At 60.4% G+C, this 25,924-nt stretch carries 17 protein-coding genes; 7 read left to right on the top strand and 10 right to left on the bottom strand.

Annotated features, from left to right (window positions below):
* Nucleotides 1-38 precede the first annotated feature (38 nt).
* Nucleotides 39-1,148 (bottom strand): S-(hydroxymethyl)glutathione dehydrogenase/class III alcohol dehydrogenase, encoded by a 1,110-nt coding sequence (locus tag OU694_RS00950; RefSeq protein ID WP_308909133.1) that lies wholly within the window; start codon nt 1,146-1,148, stop codon nt 39-41.
* A gap of 154 nt (nt 1,149-1,302) precedes the next feature.
* On the opposite strand from OU694_RS00950, the gene fghA reads away from it, so the two are divergent.
* Nucleotides 1,303-2,139, top strand: a complete 837-nt coding sequence (gene fghA, locus OU694_RS00945; protein WP_308909132.1) for an S-formylglutathione hydrolase — start codon at nt 1,303-1,305, stop codon at nt 2,137-2,139.
* A gap of 53 nt (nt 2,140-2,192) precedes the next feature.
* Here the strand turns inward: fghA and OU694_RS00940 are convergent, their stop codons facing one another.
* The 3 genes from OU694_RS00940 to OU694_RS00930 all read right to left on the bottom strand — a co-directional run bounded on the left by OU694_RS00940 (nt 2,193) and on the right by OU694_RS00930 (nt 5,644).
* Nucleotides 2,193-4,226, bottom strand: a complete 2,034-nt coding sequence (locus tag OU694_RS00940; RefSeq protein WP_308909131.1) for a glycoside hydrolase family 97 protein — start codon at nt 4,224-4,226, stop codon at nt 2,193-2,195.
* Between the two features lie 244 nt (nt 4,227-4,470).
* Nucleotides 4,471-5,178, bottom strand: coding sequence for a pirin family protein (locus tag OU694_RS00935; RefSeq protein ID WP_308909130.1), 708 nt, complete (start codon nt 5,176-5,178; stop codon nt 4,471-4,473).
* 136 nt (nt 5,179-5,314) lie between these two features.
* The gene (locus OU694_RS00930; RefSeq protein ID WP_308909129.1) at nt 5,315-5,644 is read right to left on the bottom strand and encodes a DMT family transporter; all 330 of its coding nucleotides are present in this window, start codon (nt 5,642-5,644) and stop codon (nt 5,315-5,317) included.
* 183 nt (nt 5,645-5,827) lie between these two features.
* Here OU694_RS00930 and OU694_RS00925 point away from each other — a divergent pair, with 183 nt between their 5' ends.
* Nucleotides 5,828-6,988 carry an alkaline phosphatase family protein gene (locus OU694_RS00925; protein ID WP_308909128.1) on the top strand — a complete coding sequence of 387 codons (1,161 nt, stop codon included), beginning with the start codon at nt 5,828-5,830 and terminating at the stop codon, nt 6,986-6,988.
* Nucleotides 6,989-7,118: 130 nt separating this feature from the next.
* Here the strand turns inward: OU694_RS00925 and OU694_RS00920 are convergent, their stop codons facing one another.
* On the bottom strand, nt 7,119-9,452 hold the full coding sequence (locus OU694_RS00920) for a TonB-dependent receptor domain-containing protein (protein ID WP_308909127.1): 2,334 nt from the start codon (nt 9,450-9,452) through the stop codon (nt 7,119-7,121).
* Between the two features lie 496 nt (nt 9,453-9,948).
* Here OU694_RS00920 and OU694_RS00915 point away from each other — a divergent pair, with 496 nt between their 5' ends.
* Both OU694_RS00915 and OU694_RS00910 read left to right on the top strand, forming a co-directional pair.
* Nucleotides 9,949-12,357: a TonB-dependent receptor gene (locus OU694_RS00915; RefSeq protein ID WP_308909126.1), complete on the top strand. Its 2,409-nt coding sequence runs from the start codon at nt 9,949-9,951 to the stop codon at nt 12,355-12,357.
* 57 nt (nt 12,358-12,414) lie between these two features.
* On the top strand, nt 12,415-14,412 hold the full coding sequence (locus tag OU694_RS00910; protein ID WP_308909125.1) for a tetratricopeptide repeat-containing sulfotransferase family protein: 1,998 nt from the start codon (nt 12,415-12,417) through the stop codon (nt 14,410-14,412).
* A 3-nt stretch (nt 14,413-14,415) separates the two neighbouring features.
* Here OU694_RS00910 and OU694_RS00905 read toward each other — a convergent pair whose 3' ends face one another.
* The 4 genes from OU694_RS00905 to OU694_RS00890 all read right to left on the bottom strand — a co-directional run bounded on the left by OU694_RS00905 (nt 14,416) and on the right by OU694_RS00890 (nt 19,636).
* Nucleotides 14,416-16,407: a BCCT family transporter gene (locus OU694_RS00905; protein ID WP_308909124.1), complete on the bottom strand. Its 1,992-nt coding sequence runs from the start codon at nt 16,405-16,407 to the stop codon at nt 14,416-14,418.
* A gap of 172 nt (nt 16,408-16,579) precedes the next feature.
* Nucleotides 16,580-17,581, bottom strand: coding sequence for a dipeptide epimerase (locus tag OU694_RS00900; protein WP_308909123.1), 1,002 nt, complete (start codon nt 17,579-17,581; stop codon nt 16,580-16,582).
* Nucleotides 17,578-18,915: an MFS transporter gene (locus tag OU694_RS00895; protein WP_308909122.1), complete on the bottom strand. Its 1,338-nt coding sequence runs from the start codon at nt 18,913-18,915 to the stop codon at nt 17,578-17,580. The genes OU694_RS00900 and OU694_RS00895 overlap by 4 nt, the downstream gene beginning before the upstream one ends.
* Nucleotides 18,916-18,970: 55 nt before the next feature.
* Nucleotides 18,971-19,636, bottom strand: a complete 666-nt coding sequence (locus OU694_RS00890) for a helix-turn-helix domain-containing protein (RefSeq protein WP_308909121.1) — start codon at nt 19,634-19,636, stop codon at nt 18,971-18,973.
* Between the two features lie 134 nt (nt 19,637-19,770).
* On the opposite strand from OU694_RS00890, the gene OU694_RS00885 reads away from it, so the two are divergent.
* The 3 genes from OU694_RS00885 (at nt 19,771) to OU694_RS00875 (ending at nt 24,502) form a co-directional block, all read left to right on the top strand.
* Nucleotides 19,771-21,960: a TonB-dependent receptor gene (locus OU694_RS00885; RefSeq protein ID WP_308909120.1), complete on the top strand. Its 2,190-nt coding sequence runs from the start codon at nt 19,771-19,773 to the stop codon at nt 21,958-21,960.
* 29 nt (nt 21,961-21,989) lie between these two features.
* Complete coding sequence (locus OU694_RS00880; RefSeq protein ID WP_308909119.1) at nt 21,990-23,960, top strand: serine hydrolase domain-containing protein; 1,971 nt, start codon at nt 21,990-21,992, stop codon at nt 23,958-23,960.
* A gap of 77 nt (nt 23,961-24,037) precedes the next feature.
* Complete coding sequence (locus OU694_RS00875) at nt 24,038-24,502, top strand: Lrp/AsnC family transcriptional regulator (protein ID WP_308909118.1); 465 nt, start codon at nt 24,038-24,040, stop codon at nt 24,500-24,502.
* Nucleotide 24,503: 1 nt separating this feature from the next.
* Here the strand turns inward: OU694_RS00875 and OU694_RS00870 are convergent, their stop codons facing one another.
* Nucleotides 24,504-25,910, bottom strand: coding sequence for a Na+/H+ antiporter NhaC family protein (locus tag OU694_RS00870; RefSeq protein WP_373460169.1), 1,407 nt, complete (start codon nt 25,908-25,910; stop codon nt 24,504-24,506).
* Nucleotides 25,911-25,924 lie beyond the last annotated feature (14 nt).

Genomic DNA, 25,924 nt, shown 5'->3' with positions numbered 1-25,924 from the left:
TCACTGGCGCCGGGCTTTTTGCTTATATACTCAGTGTGTCAGAACACGACGACGCTGCGGATGCTTTCGCCCGCGTGCATCAGGTCGAAGCCCTTGTTGATATCCTCAAGGTTCAGCACATGGGTGATCATCGGGTCGATCTCGATCTTGCCGTTCATATACCAGTCCACAATCTTCGGCACGTCGGTGCGGCCCTTGGCGCCACCGAAGGCAGAGCCCTTCCAGACGCGGCCGGTGACCAGCTGGAACGGGCGGGTGCTGATTTCCTTGCCGGCTTCGGCGACCCCGATGATGACGCTTTCGCCCCAGCCGCGATGGCAGGCTTCAAGCGCTGTACGCATCACATCGGTGTTGCCGGTGCAGTCGAACGTATAGTCGGCGCCGCCGCCTGTCAGTTCCACAAGATGCGCAACCAGATCACCCGAAACCTTCTTCGGGTTCACAAAGTGCGTCATGCCGAAACGGCGGCCCCATTCTTCCTTGGCGTCGTTGATATCGACCCCGATGATCATGTCGGCGCCGACCATCTTGGCCCCCTGAATGACATTGAGGCCGATGCCGCCAAGGCCGAAGACAATGACATTTGAACCTGGCGTGACCTTCGCGGTTTTGGTGACAGCCCCCACCCCGGTCGTCACGCCGCAGCCGACATAGCAGCATTTGTCGAACGGTGCGTCTTCGCGGATCTTGGCGACAGCAATTTCCGGCAGCACCGTGAAGTTCGAGAAGGTGGAACAGCCCATATAGTGATAGATCGGCTGACCCTTGTACGAGAAGCGCGTGGTGCCATCGGGCATCAGGCCCTTGCCCTGCGTGGCGCGGATTGCCGTGCAAAGGTTGGTCTTGCCCGAAAGGCAGCTTTTGCACTGACGGCATTCGGGCGTGTAAAGCGGGATCACATGATCGCCGGGCTTCACGCTCGTAACGCCTGCGCCCACCTCGCGCACGATACCCGCGCCTTCGTGGCCAAGGACGGAAGGGAAAATCCCCTCGCTATCGAACCCATCAAGCGTATAGGCATCGGTATGGCAGATGCCCGTCGCCATGATTTCCACCAGCACTTCACCGGCTTTGGGGCCTTCAAGGTCAAGCTCGACAATCTCGAGCGGTTTCTTCGCTTCAAAGGCGACGGCGGCACGGGTTTTCATGGGCAGGGTCTCCGGGGATTGGGAATTTCGTCTCACCTCACTAGTAGCGAAGCCGGAAGCCCGACGCAAATCAAGCTGTTGCCATTTTTCAATCGTAGCTTTCGCCTGTAACCATTTGGCTCCATAAAGAGACAACCTGCCAAGGAGGAACCCCATGACCATAGAAACCGTTTCGACGAGCAAATGTTTCGGCGGCATTCAGGGCGTTTACCGCCACGCATCCGAAGCGACAGGCACAGACATGACCTTCGCCGTTTTTGTGCCGCCGCACGAACACGGCATCAGGCTGCCGGTGCTGTGGTATCTCTCGGGCCTCACCTGCACCCACCAGAATGTGATGGACAAAGGCGAATACCGGCGCGCTGCCGCCGAGCAAGGCGTGATCGTCGTTTGCCCGGACACGAGCCCGCGCGGCGAGGATGTCCCGGATGATGAAGCCTATGATTTCGGCAAGGGTGCCGGCTTCTATGTCGATGCGACCGAGGCACCGTGGGCGACGCACTTCCAGATGTATAGCTACATCACGCAGGAACTGCCGCGCCTGATCGCCAACCATTTCCCGGCGGACATGAAGCGGCAGGGTATCACTGGCCATTCGATGGGAGGGCACGGTGCGCTGACCATTGCGCTGAGGAACCCCGGCCGGTTCAGAAGCGTTTCCGCCTTTGCCCCCATCGCCGCCCCGATGCAATGCCCGTGGGGCGAAAAAGCACTCACCGGGTATCTGGGCACCGACCGCGCGGCCTGGGCCATGCATGATAGCGTTGCGCTTATCGAAAGCGGCGCGCGGCTCGATGCGCTTCTTGTTGATCAGGGTGACGCCGACGGGTTCCTGACCGAACAGCTGAAGCCGGAACTGCTGCGCAAGGCGTGCGAAAAGGCTGGTATCCCGCTGATCCTCAGGCTGCAGGCCGGCTATGACCACAGCTACAATTTTGTCTCCACCTTCATGGCCGACCATATCGAGTGGCACGCCAAACGGCTGCGCTGAAAAAAGAAGGGGCGCGCCGCAGCCCGCCCCTTGCTTCCGTCTTTTCCTGACGATCAGTCCAGCGCCTTGAAGCGTACCGCGACACCGCCACCGGGCTTCAACACGAGGCCGAGGCTGTCCTTGGCTGTCACCACCTTTTTCTCGATCGTCAGTGCAGTTGGGTTGGTGCGATAGTCGGCATCATCCGCGTCCCGGTAGATTTGCGCCTCATAGCGTTTGCCGGGTGTGAGGAAACCGAGCGACTGCTGAATGCTGCGTTCTTCTTCATCCGTCACGGCGCCAAGGAACCAGTCCTTGCCCTCACGCTGCTGCCGGGCGACGACGACATAGTCGCCGATTTCGCCCGCCAGCGTTTTGGAGTTTTCCCAGTCGGCCGGGACATCAAGGATGAACCGCAGCGCATCGGGGCGTGCCTCGTAATGTTCGGGCAGGTCCGCCGCCATCTGGACCGGGCTGTATATCACCACATAAAGCGCCAACTGGTTGGCGATGGTTGCCTGCAGGCGCTCGGTGACCACGGACTTGCCGTTTTCGATATCGAAGATACCGGGGGTATAGTCCATGGGGCCAGCGAGCAGCCGGGTGAAGGGCAGGATCGTCAGATGATCCGGCCGGTTCGTCGGACGGCCCCAGGCGTTGAATTCCTGCCCGCGTGCCGCCTCGCGGCTCACCCAGTTCGGGTAGGTGCGGCGCAGGCCCGTATCCTTCACCGGCTCGTGCGCATTGATGGCGATATGATATCTGGCGGCGGTTTCTACCACTTTCAGATGGTGGCGGACCATATACTGGGCGGCAAACCAGTGTTTGCCGCCCTCGGCGTCCTTGATATCGCCGCTGTCTTCCACATAGCCAGTCTTGACCGTGTTGACGCCAAGCCCCGCATAAAGCGAGAAGGCTTCATCAAGCTGGCTTTCATAGTTGACGATGGCGCCTGCGGTCTCGTGATGGCCAATCAGGCGAACACCTTTCGAGTTGGCATAGTCCGCCAGCCCCCTCAGGTCGAAATCAGGGTAAGGCTCGGTGAAGCTGATCTGGTGGCCGTTCCGCAACCAGTCGCCGTCCCAGCCCTTGTTCCAGCCTTCGACCAGCACACCACTGAAGCCGTACTTGGCAGCGAAATCGATGTAGCGCTTCACATTTTCGGTAGTCGCACCATGGCGGTCACCGCTTGCCCACGTGCTGCGCCTCAGATGCATTTCCCACCAGACGCCCACATATTTGCCCGGCGTGAACCATGAAACATCACCGATCTTGTTCGGCTCATTGAGATTAAGCGCGATCCGGCTATCGGCAAGATCACCGGCACTTTCGCCAATCACGACCGTGCGCCACGGCGTCGAGAAAGGCCCGGTCCTGTAGGCGCGCACGCCATCCGGCCACGGCATCAGCCACGCTGTCAGCTTGCCGGCACCATCGCCCGAAAGCAGCATGCTCGGGAAATCGACAAGGGCCGCTTCATGGAAGGCAAGGAGAAGACCACCCTCTTCCTGCGAGCGCAGTGTCAGCGGCGTTTCGGCAAGCGTGATGCGCTTGGCATCGATTTCCTTGTAGAGATATTCGTCGCGGTCGTCTTCCAGAGGCTTGTACCACCAGGCGCTATAGTTCCCGATGGTGCTGAACTCGGTACGATCCGCCGTCACCGCCACCTTCCGGCCCGCCGGAATGGCACCGTAGGTATAGCGCAGGCCGAAACCATCGTCGAACAGGCGGAAGGTCACGTCCACAGCCTTGTTGAGCGGCGTGTCTCCCTTCAGGGTCACCTTCAGTTCGGTGTGATTGTCGCGGATGAAGCGCTGTTCGCCCCACGGCTGTTCCCATGTGCTGTCCGCACTATTCCGTTTGGCGCCAGCGATTGCCGTGTAGCGGGCCTGTGGCTCACCCTCGAAGCTGAGGCCAAGGACGGAAGGCGCGATCACCTTGGTGCCCTTGCGGCTCACCTCATAATAGGCCTGACCACTTTCGATATAGACACACAGGTCGATCACCTGACCAGGCGACTGGGCGCACTCCCGATCGGCGGCCTGCACGGCACCTGCGGCGCCGAGCGCAACCAGCTGGGAAAGCATCAGGAACGGACGAAACTTCATGGATCTGGCCTCTCGCTAGAATGGTTCGCCAAGGCTCGGTATTGGCGCGTTTTCTTGATGACAACGTGATCAGTTCGTCCAATCCAGCAAACCCTATTTTAGAGCATCTGGCAAGGTGGCTTGACCAATTTTTCACAGAAAGATGCCCGTTTGCTCTGCCTGAAAAAAGGTCGGGCCCCGGGGCCGACACAAACAGTGTGTCGAACTCACCCCAGGGCCCGGTTTCTGACGGATACGCTACAGGTCAGAAATTCGCTGTCATATCAAAGAGAAGGACTTCGCTATCCGTCGAGGCAATGAGCTCGATATCGGCCACATCCTCGATGGCGGCACCGTCACCTGCCTTCAGGCGCTTGCCATTCAGCGACACGCCGCCGCGCACCACCTGCACCCACTGGATACGTTCGGGCGAGGCTTCGAACGTGACCTTCTCACCGTCCTTCAGGAGCGTGGCATAAAGGTTCACATCCTGATGGATGGTCACCGATCCGTCGCGCCCGGTCGGGCTGCCGACAAGCCGCCATTTTCCGGCTTTCTCGGCAGCACTGAAATGCTTCTGCTCGTAGGAGGGCTTGATGCCCTCGGCTTGCGGCAGCACCCAGATTTGCAGGAAATGCACGGGGTCCTTCGGCGAATGGTTATATTCGCTGTGGCGGACCCCTGTGCCCGCGCTCATCCGCTGCACGTCACCCGGCCGGATCACCGACCCGGTGCCGAGCGAGTCCTTATGCTCCAGCGCGCCGTCGATCACATAGGAGATGATCTCCATGTCGCGGTGCGGGTGCGTCGGGAAACCGGCGCCGCCAATCACGCGGTCCTCATTGATCACGCGGAGCGGCCCGAAGGCCATATGGCGCGGGTCGTAATAGTCGGCGAACGAGAAGGTGTGATGGCTGTTGAGCCAGCCATGGTTGGCGATGCCACGCTCTTCACTGCGTCTGATACTGATCATTTTCCGTCTCCGATAAGGTTACTGTGTTGCGACAGAGATGGGACATCCGGGCGTTGCACACAATCGCCACTCTGGCTGACCTGTCGTTACCTTTTTTGCAACACAGTGGTGATATCGGAGCGGTGGCGTTACCGTTTCAGGCCCCGGTGCGGCCCGTGTACATTTCCACCAGCACCACACCGCCGACGATCATCGTGATACCCGCGAGCATCGGCAGGTTCACCGGCGACTTGAAATAGAAGATATCGATGAGGGTGAGGATCGATATACCAAGCCCCGACCAGATGGCGTAAACCACACTTACCGGCATCGTCTTCAGGGTCAGCGACAGCATGTAAAAGGCGATGCCATAGCCGACCGCCATCACGAGCGTCGGCACGGGCCGGGTGAATTGTTCCGATGACTTGAGCGCAAGCGTGCCGACAATTTCCGAAAAGATTGCGGCCCCAAGATAGAGATAATGCATGGCATATGCCCCCGAATGTTCTGCCGCACCAGAACAGAGCGGCCGTCCGCATGAAAAAGCCTTGTAATGGCCGGGTCAACCGCAATCCATCTGTCACAAAGCCCCGCCACAATGCGCCGCGATGCCGGGTCAGTGCGCCCGGCCCCATCCGCTTGCCTGACCATCCCGAAAGGAACCAGCCCCGTGCGCAAGATATTGAGCCTGCTTTGTTTCACCGCCCTCACGGCAACCAGCCCGGCGTTCGCCGATGCCGGCCAGAAGACCGATACGGTCGTGCTTGTCACCATCGATGGCCTGCGCTGGCAGGAAGTGTTCCGGGGGATCGATCCGGCCTATATGGACGGCGAAAAATATCTCGCCCACCCGAAGCATGTCGACAGCTTCAAGAAAGACTTCGATGCCGCGTCAAAAGACGAACGTCGGACCAAACTGATGCCGTTCCTCTGGAGCAAAGTTGCCAAGGAAGGCCAGCTTTATGGCAACCGCGACAAGGGCAGCGAAGCCGCCCTCACCAACCCCTATCACTTCTCCTATCCCGGCTATAACGAGATCCTGACCGGCATCCCGGACCCGCGGGTCGACAGCAACGACAGCGTCCCGAACCCCAACCGTACCGTGCTCGAATGGCTGAACGGCAAGCCCGAGAACAAGGGCAAGATCGCTGCCTTCGGCTCATGGGATGCGTTCGACGCCATCGTAAACGAGGAACGCGCCGGGGTTCCGGTCAATTCGGGCTTCGACGCCTATGCCGGCAAATCGGGCGACAAGGAAGCCGTCCAGCTGAACCGCGTGCAGGCCATGACCTACAGCCCCTGGACGGAAGAACGGCTTGATTCCTTCACCATGGAATTTGCCCGCAAGGCCCTGAAGGACGACAAGCAGCGCTTCGTTTACATTGCCCTTGGCGATACGGACGAGTTTGCCCACGCCGGCCAGTATGACGAATATGTCCGCGCCGCCCACCGCGCCGACACTTTCCTTGGCGAGCTGTGGTCCTTCCTGCAGTCGGACGCCCGCTACAAGGGCCGCACGACCCTGATCGTGACGGTGGACCATGGCCGCGGCAGCGAAAAGCTTGAAGACTTCCGCCATCATGGCCGCTTCCCCTGGACGCTTGAGGACGGCACCGAAATCATCACCGATTTCAAGGGCGACGATCAGGTCTGGATGGCGGTGATCGGCCCGGATAGCCCGGTGATGGGCGAGATTTCGGGCGGCGAGAAGGTCACGCTTTCCCAGCTTGCTGCTACTTCCGCGCGGTTCCTTGGCTACAAGGACTATGCGTCCGACCACAAGGAGCTGAAGGCCGGCGCGCCGATCGAAACGATGCTCGGCGGCAAGTAATCTGCCAACACAACACCAGAAAGGGCGGACCATCCGGTCCGCCCTTTTTCTTTGCCCTGCCCCAAAAAAGATGGGCGGCCGAAGCCGCCCATGAGGGTCACGGATCCACGGGAACCCGAGGGACCATCAATCAGAATTTGAAGCCGATATTAGCCGTGATCTGACGCTCGGCGCCGATGAAGTAGGCACCGGGTTCACCGCCACCGAGATAGCGCTTGTCCGTCAGGTTAGTGGCATTCAGGCTGAAGTCGATTTCGCCGATACCCTGGATGGTGCCTTCGGGCATCGTGTAGCCAACCCAGGCATCAACCGTGGTGTAGCTCGGCACTTCTTCGGTGTTGGCGAAGTTGCCGTAGCGCTCGCCCACATGCTTGGCCGAAACCCCGGCGCGCACACCGTCGTTATAGTAGCTGAGCGTACCAACGAGCTGGAACTCGGGGGCCAGCGCCACCTTGTTGCCTTCGGTGACCTGTGCCGTCGTTTCCGTATATTCGGAATCGTTCAGAGTCAGGGCGCCGTAGATGTTCCAGTGTTCAGCAAAGTCAGCCGAGATGCTGGCCTCGATACCCTTCGACTTGATACCGCCGACGTTGAAGTAGGCGCCTTCACCTTCTTCAAGATAGTCGACGCCGTCAACCGGATCGCCCGCCGAAACGAAGGTGATGCGGTTGTTGAACTTCACATAGTAAGCGGTGATCGTGGCGCGAACCGCACCATTGCCGAAACGCAGGCCGAAATCGAAGTTGTCAGCCGTTTCGCCTTCCAGATCCGGAATTTCCGGGTTGGTGACGCTGGCGGCACCTTCAATCACGCCGTCCTTGATGGCCGCGAAGTTCTGGGCAAAGCCCGCAAACACTTCGAGGTTATCGGTGGCGGCAAAGAGCGCGCCGGCGCTGAACAGGATATCGCTATCCGATTCAATTTCCTGCTGTGCCTGGGTCCCGAAATTGTCGGTACGGGTCAGATCCACCAGATATTTCTTGATGCCGCCGCGCAGTTGCAGGCGACCAAGTTCCAGCGTGTCTTCAGCGTACAGCATCAGCGTGTCGACATCGAAGTCGCGGTCATACTGGCGCCAGTAAGCAACGTCATCGAACTGCACGCTGGAGCGCGGATCGATGATATTGTGCCAGTCCCGATATTCGTGACGGTCGCTGTTTTCCCACCACAGGCCAGCGCGCAGGGTGTTCATTTCACCAAGGCGGTAGGCGCCGTCTGCTGTCACACCGTAGCGTTTCTTGCCATAGTGCGTGTGACGGTAGGAGCTGACCGGATTTGCGCCAGCCTCATAACACGCCGGGTTGCTTGCCGGCGAGCTGCCGCCATAGGGGAACGGCAGGGTTGCCGTGCAGCCTGCGATCGGGGCAAGCGGCGTGCCGTTAGCGTCAACATAGGTGTAGGAACCAGCAGCCGAACCGCCATAGATGGTGCCGTTCGATTGCACGTCGCCACCGGTGACCGCCACGATATACGGCGGTGCCCAGTCACCACGACCCCAGTTGTCGTGATAGTAAGGCGCGACGGTGAAGTCGAAATTGTCGCCACGATATTCGGCTTTCGCGTAAGCGAACCAGTTGCGGCGCAGTGTGCCCCAGACCGGGCGGTAAACCTGGTCGATATAGGGAATGCCGGTGATTTCGTCGGTCAGGCGGTCCCAGTTCGGGTTTTCTTCGAACTCGGCGAGCGAAATCTGCTGATAGTTGGCTTCGGTCACATCATCGAACGACAGACGGCCGGTGAATTTCCACTGGTCCATTTCCGACACGATCTTGGCTTCGAAGTGATCGCGCTCGGTGCCGCCGGCATTGCCGATCCAGGCATCGTTCTGGGTGTTCGAATAGCTGAAATAGGCGCGCGTGCCTTCGGCGAACTCGCCGGTATCATAGCGGGCAAAATAGCGCTGGGCATTGTTGTTGCCCATGCTGACGCTGCCCCAGAAGCGCTGCTCTTCCAAGGGATCGCTGGTAACGAAGTTGATGGTACCGCCAAGTGCTTCGTGCGAGGGCGAGGCGATATCGGCCGTCCCTTGCGAAACTTCGGCGCGTTCCATGTTTTCGCTGTCGATATAGCGGTTGGCCTTGGCGCCGCCGCCATAGTTGGAGTTGCCGTTCGGCAGGCCATCGATGGTCATGCCGACCTGCTGTTCGCTGAGGCTGACGGTGAAGCCGCGCACCGAAACGGTGGTCGACCAGTCGTCCGAGCCGAAGGGGCCGCCTTCAGCGATAAACATACCGGGGAGACTGTCAACGACAGCAAGGACGCTCGAAGCCGCTGGCTTCTGGTCCATCATGATCGCGTCGGTCGCGTTGTTGGCATAAGTGGTTTTGCGGGCCGAAATGACGATCTCGTCGATCGCCATGTCTTCCGCGCCGCCAACCGTTGAAGTTTCCTCTGCATGAGCTGCTACTGCGAAGGCGAGCAGACTGCCCGCGCCAAGCAGCGCCTTTTTGAAGTCAGTTTTCATTGTGCTGCACTCTTGATCTGATGAATCAAAAAAACCTCTTCGATTTGGAAAGGCTTTTTATGGCCGAAGAGGGTGCAGCGTTAATGCCCGCTGACCGTTACGGTTCAGTGACCGAAACTTGAACCTTTCTGGAAGATTAGATGACACGACAGAATGCTCGGGTTTGCCCGATCGCATCTACTGAAGCGCCCCCGGAACCGCCTGCCTTTTTCGCGCCGCAACGTCGGGGATTTCTGGTGTCCTCATTTGGCTTATGCTTTGATATCAAACTTATACCCTGTGACATATATGCTGCACCCGCAGCATAAATCCCGGAATTTTCGCCTTTATTGGTCCGTCTTCCTGTACATTCCAGCCACACGCCGATAACAGATACTTCGTATTCAAAATATATTTGTCGCCTATGCCGCTGCAGTTCCCCACTGCTGACGACGGCTTCTGCCTGCGTCTGCGCATGGGCCGGTACCAATGAAACGAAAACAAGGAGATTGCCTTTATGACCAAGAGCAAAGCGCTGAAACTGGCGCTCATGGCGTCCGCCCCGATGCTGACAGTCGGTCACAGCGCCAGTGCGGCGGACGATAGCGGCGTCCTCGAGGAAATCGTCGTCACCGCCACCAAGCGGACGGCCAGCATGCAAGACGTTGCCGTTGCCGTTCAGGCGATGAGCGGCACTGCGATCAAGCAGCAGAATATCGGCAATTTCGACGATTATATCCGCTTCCTGCCGAACGTAAGCTCGGGCGGGCGCGGCCCCGGCCAGTCGACCGTCTTCATCCGCGGCATGGCTGTGCAGCCGATCACCGTGATGCTGTCGGGCGCGCAGGGCACCACGCCGAACGTTGCCATGTATCTGGACGAGCAGCCGGTAACCGCTCCCGGCCGCAACCTTGATGTTTATGCCGCTGATATGGAGCGGATCGAGGTTCTTGCCGGCCCGCAGGGCACGCTTTTCGGCGCCAGCTCGCAGGCAGGCACCATCCGCCTCATCACCAAAAAGCCGGTACTGAATGAATTCCAGGCCGGCTTCAACGGCAGCGCTTCCTTCACTCGCCACGGTGAAATGAGCGAAGGGCTTGAGGGCTATATCAACGTACCGGTGGTGGACGACAAGCTCGCCATGCGGGCCGTTGTCTACAGCATCAACAAGGGCGGTTATATCGATAACGTACCCGGCACCTTCACGCTTGATCCCGCTGTGAACCCGGATTCCGCCGTGGCCGGCCTGCCCGCCGACACGACCTATGAAGCCGCGTCGAATGTCGATCTCGCCGAAGAGGATTTCAACGACAGCTATTATCGCGGCGTTCGCATCGGCGCCAAGTTGCAGATCAATGAGGACTGGAGCCTTCTGGCCCAGCATACCCAGCAGGATCTCGGTGCGGATGGCGTGTTCGATTACGACCCCGAGGTCGGCGACCTTCAGGTAGAGCGCTACTTCCCGGATGAGCTTGAAGACAGCTTCGGACTGACCACCTGGACCCTTGAAGGCCGCCTTGCCATGCTGGATGTTGTCTATACCGGCGGCTATCTGGACCGCGACGTGACCCAATCGATCGACTATACGGGTTACAACAATACCGGCGCTTTCATCGCTTACTATACCTGCAGCTATGATGCTGTTCGCGCCTGCCTCGACCCCACCAAGGGCTTCAAGGGCCGCCAGTATCACAAGCGCTTCACGCAGGAACTGCGCTTCGCAACGCCTGAGGAAAACCGCATCCGCGCGGTGGGTGGCGTTTTCTATGACGATGTCGAGATCAAATCGCTTGATGACTTCGTGTATGAGGCCACCCAGTATCTGGGCTTCGCACCGAATGCCCCGATCCCGACGGCCAACAATATCGACCCGTCGACCCGGCCCGCAGGTGTTGCCTTCTTCAATGATATCACCCGGAGCGAAGAGCAGATCGCCTTCTTCGGTGAAGTCGCCTTCGATATCGTGCCGGACCGCCTGACCCTCACCGGCGGCGCGCGCTATTATGATATCAGCGAAGACTTCACCGGTTCCTCGAACTTCGCCGCCGGCCCGTTCGCCGGTTCTGTCGATAACGACGCGGGACGCGATTATGACACCTCGGGTGGCCATACGGACGAACCCCTCAAGGCCGACGACGTGATCTTCAAGCTGAACCTCAGCTACACGCCGACACAGGATCTCCTGTTCTATGCCACATGGTCGCAAGGATATCGCCCCGGGGGCTTCAACCGTGGTGGCGGCATTCCTTCTGCCAACCCCGATTTCCCGACCGTCGGCGTCACCTACGGCACCGACAATGTGGAAAATTACGAGCTTGGCTGGAAGACCACTCTCTTTGACGGGCGCGTCCGTTTCAATGGTAATGCCTATTATATCGACTGGACCGATATGCAGATTTCGCGTTTCGATCCGCAGAATGTCTCGATCCTGACCTTCATCGAGAATTCGGCCGATGCCCGCATCAAGGGGATCGAGGGGGATATCAGCTGGCTTGCCACGGATAATCTCACCGTCTTCGGCGCCTTCTCCTATAACCATACGGAACTGAAAGCCGCCAAAGCCGAGGCTATCGAGCTCGCGCCTGTGGGCAGCAGCCTGCCGCTGACACCCAAGTTCCAGGCCAACCTGCGTGCCCGATACGAATGGATCGTGAACAGCGACTATGACGCCTATGTGCAGGGCAGCCTGCAGCTGGCAACGCACAGCTACAGCTCGCTCATTGCCGCCGACCGCGAACGCCAGGGCGGCTATGCCACATCCGACTGGGCGATAGGCGTGAAGAAGGACAGGTGGGGTGCCGAGCTCTTCATCCAGAATATCTGGGACGAACGGCCCGAGCTTTACATCAACCAGCAGGACGACATCCTGCGGGTGACGACCGCTCGTCCGCGCACCATCGGCCTGAAGGTCACCTACGACTATTGAGCCCTTTCCGGGCGGCGGGGCTTTCCCCTCGCCGCCCGGCGCCTTAGGATCGGACCCATGACCGACCCAACCCCGATTGAAAAGAAGCTCGCCACCGCCACCCGCCTGCTGCAACAGCAGGATATGGCCGGTGCACTAAAAGCCGCCGAAGAGGCACTGGCCGATGATCCCGCCCACGCAGACGCGCTTTATATGGCCGCCGTCGCGAGCCGCTATCTCGGCCACACCGAAGCGGCCTTCGCGCATCTGGAAAAATTACAGAAATCCCGACCCGACTATGGCCGCGCATGGCAGGAAGCCGGCCACTTGTGGCGCAGCCTCGGCGATGCCGACGCCGCCATCGGCGCCTATCAGGGCGCCGTCGTCAGGAACCCCGCGCTGATTGCCAGTTGGCAGATGCTGGTGCAGCTTTTCAATGCCGCAGGAGACGCGCCGGCTGCTGCCAATGCAAAACGCCATCTTGAGCGTTTCACCGCGATGCCGCGCGAACTGGTCAGCGTTACAAGCTTTCTGCATGAGGGCAAACTCGCCAAGGCCGAAGCCCTCTGCCGTGCCTTCCTGCAGAAAAACCAGCATCACCCCGAAGCCATGCGGCTGCTGGCCCTGATCGGCATGGAACTGCAGATACTGGACGATGCCGAATTCCTGCTCGAAAGCGTGCTGGTGCTGGAGCCCCACAATGAGCTCGCCCGACTTGACTATGTGAATGTGCTGCACAAGCGCCAGAAATTCGCCCGCGCCCGCGAGGAAGCCGAACGGCTGATGCAAGACGATCCCGGCAATCCCGCCTATGAAGCGCTTTACGCGCACGAATGTGTGGCGACCGGCGACCACAGAACCGCCCTCGATATTTACGACCGTGTCGTCGCGCAGGTCGATGACACCGCCGCGATCCAGCTTGCCCGCGGCCATGCGCTGAAGACCATCGGCCGCCACGAGGATGCCGTGGCCGCCTACCGCGCCGCCTACCGCGAAAAGCGCGATCTTGGCGATGCTTTCTGGAGCCTCGCAAACCTCAAGACCTATCGTTTCACCGACGAGGAAATGAAACAGATGGCCAAGGCCGAAGCCGCCGATACAACTGGCGCGACGGACCGTTATCATCTGTGTTTCGCCCTCGGCAAGGCGCACGAGGACCAGGATGACGTGGAAGCAGCCTTCCGCTTCTACGAACGCGGCAATGCGCTGAAAAAAGCAGAGCTACGGTATGACGCCGATGCGATGACAGCCGAGCTTGCCCTTCAAAAAGAAGCCTGCGGCCCTGCCCTTTTTGAAAAGCATGATGGTAACGGCTGCCCCGATGACGCGCCCATCTTCATTGTTGGCCTGCCGCGGGCGGGCTCAACGCTCCTTGAGCAGATCCTTGCTTCCCATTCAATGGTCGACGGCACGATGGAACTGCCGAACATTCTGGCCATCGCTCACCGCCTGAATGGTCGCCGCAAACAGGGGGAAGCGCCACGCTACCCCGACATTCTGCATGAGCTGAGCCATACACAGCTGCGCGAACTCGGCGAGCGCTATATCGAGGAAACGAAGATATACCGTGCCGGCGCACCCTTCTTCATCGACAAGATGCCCAACAACTTCCGCCATATCGGCCTCATCAAGCTGATCCTGCCGAACGCCAAGGTGATCGATGCCCGTCGCCACGCCGCCGACTGTTGCGTCAGCGGCTTCAAGCAGCTTTTCGCCGAGGGGCAGGAGTTTACCTACGGTCTCAAGGACATCGGTCAGTACTACCGCGATTATGTGTCGCTTATGGACCATTGGGATAGCGTGATGCCCGATCAGGTACTGCACGTGCAGCATGAAGATGTGGTCGCCGGTCTGGACGTGCAGGTACGCCGCATGCTCGATTTCTGCGGCCTGCCGTTCGAGGAAGCCTGTCTGAATTTCCACCAGACCGATCGTTCGGTCAGGACAGCAAGTTCGGAGCAGGTCCGTCAGCCGATCAATGCCAAGGGCATCGGCATCTGGCAGCGCTTCGCGCCGCATCTCGCACCCTTGAAAGCTGCACTCGGGGCCGCAGCCCCGGCAGATTTCACGCCTTAAGCATCACACCCGCGACAGATGCAGGAAGTGCATGTGCTTGTCATACTGGCTGAGCACGTCGTGGATCAGCTGCTCTTCCGTGAAGCCGTAAACATCGTAATTCTGGCTGCCCTCCAGCAGATGCACTTCGGCCCTATAGAAGCGCTCATCAGGATCTTCGCTGCCGCGCTCCATATAGGCAAAATCGGGCTTCAGAAGCCCACGCGAACGGACCGCGTAGCGAAAGTCGATCTCGCCGCCATGCAGGATGCGCAGTTCGGTGCCACTGGCGGACAGCTCGACCGACGCATCGAAATCGCTACTCCGAACCTCGGCTGCGACCTTTGCAAGCGCGGGCACTACCCTCTCCGCCAGAAAGGCTTCCACTTCCTCTTTGCTCGGGTGCGCCAGCAGCGCGTGCAGCCGCTGTTTCCAGCCGATCTCCTTGCCGCCCACGTGCACGTCCGGCACCACACCTGCGGTCGTGAGCTTGGCCGCTTCCATCCTCAGGCCCCGCATCAGCCCGATACAGGCAAAGATGATGACGAAGGTGAAAGGCAGTGCGGTCGTGATCGTTGCCGTCTGCAAGGCACCAAGGCCGCCCGACAGCAACAGGGCAGCTGCAACCAGACCTTCCGTGACGGCCCAGAACACACGGGTCCAGACTGGCGGCTCCAGATGCCCGCCCGAGGTGATCGTATCGATCACAAGCGAGCCGGAATCCGACGAGGTCACAAAGAAGGTGATGATCAGGATCAGGGCCAGGAATGAAACAAAGAAAGACGCCGGAAACAGCTCAAGAAAATGAAAGAGCCCAAGCGGCAGGTTATGCTGCACAGCCTCGGTGATGGCGCCGCCCATGCCGCGCAGTTCAAAGGCCAGCGCGTCATTGCCGAACGCCGTCATCCAGATGAAGGTGAAGGCGGTCGGCACCAGCAGCACGCCGATGATGAATTCACGGATCGTGCGCCCGCGCGAAATGCGCGCAATGAAGATGCCGACAAACGGCGACCAGCTTATCCACCAGCCCCAGTAGAACAGCGTCCAGTTGCCAAGCCATTCCTCGTCGCCCGTGTAGGCATTGAGGCGGAAACTGCGCTCCACGATCGTCTGCACATAAAGGCCGATATTCTGCACGAGGCTGTCGAAGAAAAGGATCGTTGGCCCGGCGATGATGACGAACAGGAGAAGAAGCCCCGCGAGCACCATATTAAGCTCCGACAGGCGCTTGATCCCGGCGTCAAGACCGGTGACCACGGACACGGTGGCACAGGCGGTGATCGCCGCAATCAGGATCACCTGCACCTCGGGTGAGACATTCACGTCGAACAGATAGAAAAGCCCCGCATTCACCTGCGCGACGCCGAAGCCGAGCGAGGTCGCCACCCCGAACAGCGTGCCGACCACCGCCAGCACGTCAACAAGGTGACCGATGGGACCGTTGATCCGGTTGCCGATAAGCGGATAAAGCGCCGAGCGGATCGTTAACGGCAGCCTATGGCGAAAGCTGAAATAGGCGAGGATCAGCCCGACGATGGCATAAATGCCCCATGCATTGATGCCCCAGTGGAAGAAGGTGATCTGCATCGCCTCCTTCGCGGCCTCGATGGTGCGGGGTTCTGCGTCCGGCGGCGCCAGAAAGTGCGTCACGGGCTCGGCGACGCCGAAGAACATCAAGCCGATCCCGATACCGGCAGAGAAGAGCATGGCAAACCATGAAAGATAGCTATAGTCGGGCTCGGCATGATTGGGGCCGAGCTTGATGTCGCCGTACCGGCTCATCGCCAGATACAGGCAGAACAAGAGGAAGCCGGTCACCGCGAGCATATAGATCCAGCCTGCCGTATGGGTGATCCAGCCTTGCAGCTTCGCAAAAAAGGGCGCAGCAGCGTCGCCTGCCACCATCGTGGCAATCACAATCAGCGCAATCGCCCCGGCTGCGGGGAAGAAAACAGGCGGCAGGATACCCGACTTGTGGGTTTCGGGACGGTCATGCTTGGCGGCATTGAACATCATGAGGGCGGGCTGACCTTTTCATTCGACATCAAAACAATAGCAATCCGCTGCAACGATCTTGCGAATATCACATCTGCGCGGATTTTATGAACGACGCGACTATAGAGCATCAGCCCGGAGGCGCAAGGCTTGCGTCCGGCGTGCAGGTAGTTACTTCGTTCTCATCATAATTTCAGGCGACAGATGCGCCCCAGACCTCCGCCGGGCAGAAAACCCGGCCGTCCGTGTAGGTGACCCCTACGTCACGGTCTTTCGCGAGGAAAGACGGACCATCGAGATCGACAATGTCGCAACGCTGTGCCAGCAGGAAACCGGGGGCCGCCGCGAGGCTCGACCCCGCCATGTTGCCAACCATCACCTGCAGCCCCAGCCGCCGCGCCTCCTGTTCCATCAGCAACGCTTCGGTCAGCCCGCCGCATTTGTCGAGCTTGATATTCAGCACCTGGAAACGCCCGAGAATGGCCGGAATCTCGCTGAGATCGAGGCAGCTTTCATCCGCCGCGATCGGCACCGGGGATTTGAAGCCCTCAAGGTCCGCCTCATTGCCGCGCGGCAAGGGCTGCTCCAGAAGCGACACATCATGATCGGCAAGTACACCGACGAGCGCGTCGAGCCCACCGATGGAATAGCCCTGATTGGCGTCCACCATCATCCACACATCCGGCCGGGCCTTGCGCACGGTTGCCACCCGCTCGGCGTCGGCGGCGAAATCGCCGTCAAGCTTCAGCTTGATCGCCCTGGCGTCCCGGTAGCCTTCAAGATTGCGGAGGATCGTCGCCGGATCGTCAGCGGAAAGCGTGAAGGTGGTGACAAGCGGCTTCGGCTCGGCAAGGCCCGCAAGCTGCCACACCGGCTTGCCTGCACGGAAGGATTCCAGTTCCCACATGGCCGCATCGACCGCGTTCCGGGCCCCACCCGAGGGCATCACAGCGCGCAAAGCCTCGCGGCTCTCGCAGGTGATGATGTCGTCGCGGCAGCGCTCGATCTCGGCGAGCATATGCTCGGTATCGTCGCCAGTATAATAAACGCCCCCCGCCTCGCCCCGGCCAGTGTAGGCGCCATCATCAAGCGTGACGACAACAGCAGGCAGCGCCTCGAACACATAGCCCGAAATGCGGAAGGGCTGACGCAGGCGCATCGGATCCATCACGGCGGAAATCGACAGGGGTTTCATAAGGGGGAAGCCTTCCGGATGGCGCGCCCGGCAAGCGCGAAGCTGAAGATGGCGATGATGGCGGCGGGGGTTACGCAAAGCGTGAGCGCCTTGCCAAGCGACAGCGGATCGACAAACACATGATCGACCACAAAGCCGATCATCGTGACACCGATACCGAGCCCCACCAGAATGTTGCCGAAGCCGATGAAGGAAACGCTGAGGCCCCGCAGCTCATTCGGCACGCTTTCCTGCAGGGCGACGATGCCGGTGACGCCCGCAACCGTCGAAATCATGGTCCAGAGCGACACAAGCGCCAGAACCTGATAGGGCCCGGTCGCGAACCAGATGAAGGAACAGGGAAGGGCCAGCACGCAGGCCACCACCGCCAGATGGACGCGGCCAATAGCACCCGAGCGGCGCGTCAGCCGGTCGCTGACATAGCCGCCGCCGACGGTGGAAATAACCCCGGCAATCACAATGAGTGTGCCGAGGAGCGCGCCGATTTCGCCCGGCGCCATTGCGAAGTTTCGCGACAGCAACGCCGGCGCCCAGCTGAGCATCGCGAAATCACCAACCGCCATCATAGCGCAGCCAAGCACCAGCGGCAGGATACGCCAGCGTAGCGCGGCGAGCATTTCAAAGGTACGGCGCAGCGGCAGTCCGTCGCTGCCACCTTCCGCGAGCCCCCGCCGAGCGGGCTCCGGAATGAAGGCAAGGCCTATAAGGAGTGGCACGCCGGCTAGCGCCAGCAGCACCAGCGCCGTCCTCCAGGGCGCAAGATCCCCGATGAAGGGAAGGCCTTCAAACGCGCCGCCGGTCGCAAGCGTCAGGATGCCGCCACCGATACCAATGGCGACACCGCCGCCCACCACCATGCCCATCATGAAGACGCCGAGCGCCACGCCGCGCCGCTCCTGTGGGAACAGGTCGCCGATCATCGAGGTGGCGGCAGGGGCGAGCGCGGCTTCGCCGATCCCGACGATCAGGCGGCCCGCGAACAATTCACCGAATGACCCAGCCATCCCGCACAGAAGCGTGCCAAGGCTCCAGACCACAATCCCGGCAAGGACCACAGTCCGGCGGGCGGTGCGGTCAGCCATTCGCCCGAAAGGGATGCCGGCGAAGGAATAGACGATGGCAAACGCCATGCCCTGCAGGAGACCGATTTGCGTATCGCTGATAAGGAGGTCACCCCGGATCGGATCGACAAGCAGGCTGAGGATCTGGCGGTCGGTATAGGAAAGGATCGCCGCCACACAGAAAGCCGCGACCGTCAGCCAGCCCTGCGTCGCCGAAGGCCAGCCCTTTGTTTCAGCCGGCGAGGCCGGAATGGGGGAAATGGTGTTCATCATGCGCGCAGCATTTCAGAACAATCAAAAATTTTCAAGATATGAAATTTTTTGAAAATCAGTCGTCAGATTCGGCCGAATCCTCGCCCTGCCCGGTGGTGTTCAGCACCGCCTCGGCAAGCGCGTCGACCCCGGCACCCGCACAAACCGCCAAAACACGGCAAGGCGATTCGCCCGCCAGGATATAGGCGTGCGCCATGCCGCTATCGAAATAGACGGAATCCCCCGCCGAAAGCTTCAGGGGCGTGTAAAGCTCGCTATGCAACTCCATCGTGCCTTCAAGCACATAGAGGAATTCTTCGCCGGTATGGCGCAGGAGGCCGCCGATTTCCTCAATACTACGGGCCTTCACATCGATGATCATCGGCACCATCTGCTTGTTGAGCAGTTCCGACGCCGGATAGAAATGCCGGTGCCTTTTATAAAGCACACTGGTTTCCTTGCCAGCCCGCGTCACACAGCGACGCCCGAGTGCGGTTTGCGCCGGGCGTGTTTCGGTGTGCGGCGTACTCAGGAGCCGACCGAGATCGACGCCAAGACCGATGCCGATCCGCACCAGCTTGTCGTAGGTCATCGTCATCTTGCCATTTTCAAGCTTGGAAAGAGTCGACACCGGAATACCGGACTTTTCAGCCAGTTCCTTCAGGGTCATCGACCGTTCGGTGCGGATGTCGCGCAAAGTAATTCCGGGGTGAGCCGCCATGATTTTCCTTATCGCTTCCATATTTGCCCCCAGTCTGCATGTGATGCGCCCGTGTGCAAGCGGCAGCTCACCATTATCACAATGAGAAAAATGTTGCTAATATTGAAAACAGCGATACGCTTAACAAAAATCACACATATTTGGGAGGTCTTGCCGTGTTACATCTGTCGAGAATGCTTCTTGCTTCAAGCGCCGCTATCGCACTGACCCTGCCTGCCGTTGCACAAGCAGAAGGTGGGGCAGACGATGCCTTTGAACTGGAAGAAATCATCGTAACCGCCCAGAAGCGCGAACAGCGCCTTCTGGACGTACCGCAGTCCGTTTCCGTCCTGTCGTCCAAGGCACTGGCCGCGGCACAGGCCGAACGCTTCGATGACTATCTGACGCGCGTGCCAAGTGCGGCCTTCACCACCACCCAAGCGGGCCAGACGCGCCTGATCCTGCGCGGCATCAACACGGGTGGCGTAGGTGCAACGGTTGCCACCTATGTGGACGAAACACCCTATGGCTCGGCCACAGGCCTTGCCAACGGCTCGATCCTGACCCCCGACCTTGACCCGTTCGATGTCGCGCGTGTGGAAATCCTGCGCGGGCCGCAGGGTACCCTTTACGGCGCCAACTCGCTCGGTGGCCTTGTCAAATTCGTGACCGTTAAACCGTCGACAGAGGGCTTTGAAGCGGCTGCCAAAGGCAGTGTCGAAACCCTGAAGGGTGGTGACACCGGCTATGCCCTGCGCGGTGCCGTAAACGTACCGCTCGGCGAAAAGCTTGCCCTGCGAGCCAGCGGCTTCCACCGCAAGGACGGTGGCTTCATCGATGACGTGAATGGCAACGAGCATGTCAACAGCGGCACCATGGAAGGCGGCCGCGCCAGCCTGCTGTTCAAACCGACCGACAATTTCTCGGTGCTCCTGTCCGCCAACCTGCAGGACCTGAACAGCAATGGTGACAACTCGTTCGACGTGGACGGCACGACCTATGCGCCGATTTTCGGCGACCTTGAGCAGAGCCGCCTGCTGGTTCAGAATAACGACGTCAAATATCGCATCTATAACGGCACGGTAGAATGGGACCTTGAAGGTTTCACCCTCACCTCGGCCACCAGCTATGGCAAACTGGATCAGGTGCAGACCCAGGACTATTCCGCCTATTATGGCCCTGTCCTGACCTCGATCCTCGGCGTGCCGCTTGGCGCCGGTGTTGATGCCACCATGGGTCAGAAACGTTTCACTCAGGAACTCCGTGTAGATTCGACCGGTGACGGCCCGCTGCAATGGACCGTCGGCGGCTATTATTCGGAAGAAGAAAACGCCCTGCACCAGACCCTTTACGGGGCCGATGCAGCAACCGGCGATATCTTCCCGGGGCTTGGCGAACTGCAGCTTGTCGGCCTTGATTCCGACTATGAAGAGCTCGCGGCCTTTGCGAGCGCCACCTACAGCTTCTCGGAAAAGTTCGACCTGACGGTCGGCGCACGCTACAGCAGCAACGACCAGACAAACCTGCAGACTTCCTCCGGCCTGCTCGCAGGCCCTGCTTCGAGCTTTGATGGCGAATCTTCCGACAATGCCTTCACCTTCTCGGTCGCACCGAGCTTCAAACCTAACGAGACCACCACTTTCTACGCCCGTGTGGCACGCGGCTACCGTCCGGGCGGCCCGAACGCCCTGCCGCCCACCGCACCGACATCGGTACCTCGCGATTTCGCCCCCGATTACACCACCAACTATGAGGCGGGCGTGAAAGCCGAACTTCTGGAGCGCACTCTCGTCGTCGATGCGTCGCTCTTCTATATCGACTGGACCGACATTCAGGTTCTCGTCTCGGTCGACAATTACGGTGTCAACTCGAACGGCGGCAAGGCCAAGAGCCAGGGGGCTGAATTCTCGGCGATCTATTCCCCGTTTGAAGGCCTGACCCTGACCGGTAGCGCTTCCTATGTGGATGCCAAGCTGACCGAGGACGCCGATCCGCTGACCGGCGCACTGGACGGCGACCGCCTGCCCTATGTGCCGAAATTCTCATCGTCGCTCGGTGCCGAATATGAATGGCCGCTTTCGGATACGCTGACGGGCTCCGTCGGCGGTAGCTGGCGCCATACGGGCTCGCGGCAGTCGGGCTTCGACTCCACTCTCGGCCAGCGTGACTTACCGTCCTACGATCTTGTCGACCTGCACGCAGGCGTGAGCTTCGAGAATATCACGCTTGAAGCTTATGTGCGGAACCTGACCGATGCCCGCGGCTTCACCGCGCTCGGTGGGCCGGACTCCGCACCGATGGGGGGTGTTGCGGCTTCGATCGTCCGCCCGCGCGCCTTCGGCCTCTCGCTCAGCCTGCAATACTGACAACAAGAACAGACAGCGAGGATCCGACAATGCGTAAATGGTTGAGCCTTGCCCTGATGTGGGCGCTGGGAACGGCGCCCACCCTGGCACAGGATGCAGAAACAGAAACCACAGCGGCACCCGTCGCCGCTGTGGAAGCCGCCCCCACGCCCGGCACCCATCCGCTGACAGCGGACGACGTGAATACATGGCTTGACGGCTTCATGCCCTATGCACTGGAGACCGGTGATATTGCAGGCGCGGTTGTCGTGGTGGTGAAAGACGGCGAAATCCTCACCAAGCGTGGCTTCGGCCTTTCGGATGTCGACGCCGGTACGCCCGTTGACCCCGACGAGACTTTGTTCCGACCGGGCTCCGTATCCAAGCTTTTCACCTGGACAGCGCTGATGCAACAGGTGGAAGCCGGCAAGGTGAGCCTTGACGCCGATATCAACACCTATCTCGATTTCGAAATTCCGCCAGCCTATGGCAAGCCTATCACCGTCCGCGATCTTCTGACCCACACGACGGGTTTTGAAGAGACGGTGAAATATCTGATCACCGACAATCCGGCGAGCGCCTTCCCGCTTGGTGAAATTCTCAAGAAATGGACCCCGAGCCGCATTTTCGCGCCCGGCGAGATTGTCGCCTATTCAAACTATGGTGCGGCCATCGCCGGCTATATCGTCGAGCGTGTATCGGGCGAGCCGTTCGAGGATTATGTCGAAAAGCATATCTATGCGCCGCTTGGCATGACGCACTCGTCCTTCCGCCAGCCCTTGCCGGAAGGTCATCCGGGTGTGATGTCCAAAGGCTACCGTGTTGCCTCGGGCGAGCCGCAGGCGTTCGAGATCATCAGCCTCGCTCCTGCCGGGTCGATGTCCGCCACCAGCACCGACATGGCCAAATTCATGATCGCGCACCTCGCGGATGGCGGTGTGCTCCTGTCGCCCGAAACGGCAGCCCTGATGCATGCCACCGCCTTCACGCCCGTACCCGGCCTGCCGGGCATGGCGCTTGGTTTCTATCACAGTGACGCGGGCGGCGAGACGATCATCGGTCATGGCGGCGATACCGTCTTCTTCCATTCGGACCTCACCCTTTTCACCGACCGTAACGTGGGCGTTTTCATCTCGGTCAACAGCGGCGGCAAGAACGGCGCATCGCGCACCGTGCGCAATTCGCTCCGCACCGGTTTCCTTGAGCGCTATTTCTCCGGCCCTCTGCAGCCAAGCGAAGCTTCGGTCGATGAAGCAACCGCCAAGGAACATGCCGCCCTGATGGCCGGCGCCTATTACAGCAGCCGCCGCCCGGAAACGAGCTGGGTGTCGCTCTTCAACATCCTTGGCCAAGGCCATATCACCGTGAACGCGGATGCCACCATCACGACCGATTTCTTCCGCGATGAAGCCGGCGTGCCGAAAGAGTGGCGCGAGATCGAGCCGTTCGTCTGGCAGGAAGTCGGCGGTACCAGCCGCCTTGCCGCAGCCGTCAAGGACGGCAAGGTGGAACGCCTTTCTTCAAGCGACCTGCCGCCCGTCCTGAGCTTCGAGCCGGTGCCGACCTCGCTGTCGCTTGAGTGGGGTCAGCCGGTCCTTGGGGGCGGGCTCACCATTCTGGTGCTGACCGCCTTCTCGTGGCCGATTGCTGCCCTCATCCGACGCCGTTATGGCTACAAGTTGCCGATCAAGGACAAGGCGCTTGCCGCGCACCGTCTGACCCGTGTTTTCGCCTTCGTGGCGCTTGGCGTGATTGCCGGCTGGTTCCAGGTCGTGTCGCTGACAGACTCGTCGCTTTCCGCCCTTGATGGCCGCCTGGATACACCGATGCGCCTTCTGCAGCTGGTCACGCTTGTGGCGCTTGCAGGCGTACCGGTTTCGGCATGGAATGCGTGGCTTGTGTGGAACGACGATCGTAGCCGCCTCGTCAAGCTCTGGTCCGCGCTGATCGTTGTCGGCATGTTGGCGGTCGCCTGGATCATCCTGCGCTTCCGCTTCCTGACGCTTGACCTCAATTTCTGACGTCTGCTACCTTCCGGGATGGTCCGTAAGGGCCATCCCGCTTTTCCCAAAGTTTTCCACTGACTGAAAGACCGACCATGGAGCGGACCGTTCCGCCTGCCGATATCCTGACCACAGACGAGCGCGCCGCGCTCGTCCGCCTTATCCGCGATCATGTGTTTCAGGCACGGATCGAGGAAGCCTCCGATGGCAGCCCTACCGGCCTTGTTCGCCAGTTCGTGCAGCGCCTGAAACGCAAACAGGCTTTCAAGGGATGGCGCCCCGTGATCGACCGCGAAAAGATCGGCCTGCCCGTCACCGCCTTCATCGCCGTGAAGCTGAAAAGCCAGCATCACGAGATGCTCAGTTCCTACAGCCGCGACCTGATGTCTTGCAGCGATGTGGCGCAGGTCCACATGGTGTCGGGCAAGTTCGACTTTCTGGTCGAATTCTGGGGCCGCGATCTTGCTCAGCTTGAAGCCTTCCGCCGCACCTATGTGAACGGCCACCCGGCCGTTTCCGGCACCGAAACCATGATCTCCTACGGCCGCTCCGCGCCCTGACCTACAGCACCACGGCTCCCGCCGCGAGATACACCGCGATGGTAACGGCGGCGGCGGTTAGGGCATAGGGGATCTGGGTTCTGACATGCTCGAGATGGTCGCAGCCGGAGGCGAGCGACGAGACGATGGTGGTGTCGGAGATTGGCGAGCAATGGTCACCGAACACCCCGCCCCCCAGAACAGCCGAGAGGATGAAGGCAGGCGGCAGGCCGAGCGTCTGCACGATCGGCATGGCGATGGGCACGAGGATCGCGAAGGTGCCCCACGAGGTGCCGGTGAAGAAGGACATCAGGGCACCCGCGATGAAGAGCGCCGGGGCGATCAGGATGGGTGCCATGCCGCCGCTGACGATCCCGGCGATGAAGGCCCCGGTGCCGAGCGCCTTGAGGCTCGCCCCGAAGGCGATGGACATCAGGAGGATCAGGACCACCGGCATCAGGTCATTCATGCCCTGAAGGCCGATCTCCACCAGTTCCTTGTGACCGAAGCGCCGGTCGAAGACGAGAAGGAGATAGGCGACGAGGCAGCCAAGCACGGTGGCATAAAGGATCGAGCGCGACCCGCTGCCCGCCGCGATGCTGCCATTCCCGGTCCAGAGCATGAAGCCGACCATCCCGAAGATCATGGCGAGCAGCGGCAGGATCATGAAGCGGGAGCGGGTCGGGGCATACTCATGGCCGCCGTCTGCCCCCTCATGGGCGTCGGGCCCGATCCGGCCTTCGGTGGCTTTCACCCGGCCGAGCGGCCCGTGGAACTTCCCGCTTGCCACCGAATAGACGACAATGGCGAGGGTGATGAGGGCATAGAAGTTGAAGGGCACGCTGCCCCAGAGGACGGAGGCCGAACTCATCCCGAGGTCATAGCCACCAAGGAGAGCCAGCACGAAGGCCCCCCAGCCATTCAGGAGAATGAGGATACAGATGGGGGCCGAGGTACTGTCGACAATATAGGCGAGATGCGCCCGGCTGAGGCCGTAGCGGTCATAGAGCCCGCGCGAGAGAAGCCCCGAGGCCAGAACGCTGAGGTTGGATTCGACGAAGATGACCGTGCCGGTCACGGCCGTCAGCCCCAGGGCCTGGCGGCGGGACTTCACAAGCCCCATGCCGACCACCCGGTCGATCACCGCTGCCACCCCGCCCGAGCGGTACATGAAGGCGAGGAGCGACCCGATCAGCAGCGCGAACACCAGCACCCGGGCATTATCCGCATCCGCCACCACGGCAACGATCCGGTCGATGGTGGCCAGCGCCCCCAATCCCACCGACGCCACCGGGCCACTTTGACCGCCCGACACCAGAAGCAGCAGTTCCGACACAAAGAGACCCACCAGCAACGCCGAAAGGACCTCCTTCTTCCACAAAACCAAGGCCAGAACCAATAATGGCGGTAGCAGCGTCATCCAACCCAAGTCATTTCCCCCGT

It is taken from the genome of Pseudokordiimonas caeni (assembly GCF_026719705.1).
GTDB lineage: Bacteria > Pseudomonadota > Alphaproteobacteria > Sphingomonadales > Kordiimonadaceae > Gimibacter > Gimibacter caeni.
This window is presented reverse-complemented; position numbering and strand designations above follow the sequence as displayed.

What these genes read in the sequence shown, in the direction of transcription:
- fghA (WP_308909132.1), top strand. Translation starts at nt 1,303, where the DNA reads ATGACCATAGAAACCGTTTCGACGAGCAAATGTTTCGGCGGCATTCAG.
- OU694_RS00905 (WP_308909124.1), bottom strand. Translation starts at nt 16,407, where the DNA reads ATGATGTTCAATGCCGCCAAGCATGACCGTCCCGAAACCCACAAGTCG.
- OU694_RS00930 (WP_308909129.1), bottom strand. Translation starts at nt 5,644, where the DNA reads ATGCATTATCTCTATCTTGGGGCCGCAATCTTTTCGGAAATTGTCGGC.
- OU694_RS00875 (WP_308909118.1), top strand. Translation starts at nt 24,038, where the DNA reads ATGGAGCGGACCGTTCCGCCTGCCGATATCCTGACCACAGACGAGCGC.
- OU694_RS00920 (WP_308909127.1), bottom strand. Translation starts at nt 9,452, where the DNA reads ATGAAAACTGACTTCAAAAAGGCGCTGCTTGGCGCGGGCAGTCTGCTC.
- OU694_RS00890 (WP_308909121.1), bottom strand. Translation starts at nt 19,636, where the DNA reads ATGGAAGCGATAAGGAAAATCATGGCGGCTCACCCCGGAATTACTTTG.
- OU694_RS00900 (WP_308909123.1), bottom strand. Translation starts at nt 17,581, where the DNA reads ATGAAACCCCTGTCGATTTCCGCCGTGATGGATCCGATGCGCCTGCGT.
- OU694_RS00895 (WP_308909122.1), bottom strand. Translation starts at nt 18,915, where the DNA reads ATGATGAACACCATTTCCCCCATTCCGGCCTCGCCGGCTGAAACAAAG.
- OU694_RS00915 (WP_308909126.1), top strand. Translation starts at nt 9,949, where the DNA reads ATGACCAAGAGCAAAGCGCTGAAACTGGCGCTCATGGCGTCCGCCCCG.
- OU694_RS00940 (WP_308909131.1), bottom strand. Translation starts at nt 4,226, where the DNA reads ATGAAGTTTCGTCCGTTCCTGATGCTTTCCCAGCTGGTTGCGCTCGGC.
- OU694_RS00950 (WP_308909133.1), bottom strand. Translation starts at nt 1,148, where the DNA reads ATGAAAACCCGTGCCGCCGTCGCCTTTGAAGCGAAGAAACCGCTCGAG.
- OU694_RS00880 (WP_308909119.1), top strand. Translation starts at nt 21,990, where the DNA reads ATGCGTAAATGGTTGAGCCTTGCCCTGATGTGGGCGCTGGGAACGGCG.
- OU694_RS00935 (WP_308909130.1), bottom strand. Translation starts at nt 5,178, where the DNA reads ATGATCAGTATCAGACGCAGTGAAGAGCGTGGCATCGCCAACCATGGC.
- OU694_RS00910 (WP_308909125.1), top strand. Translation starts at nt 12,415, where the DNA reads ATGACCGACCCAACCCCGATTGAAAAGAAGCTCGCCACCGCCACCCGC.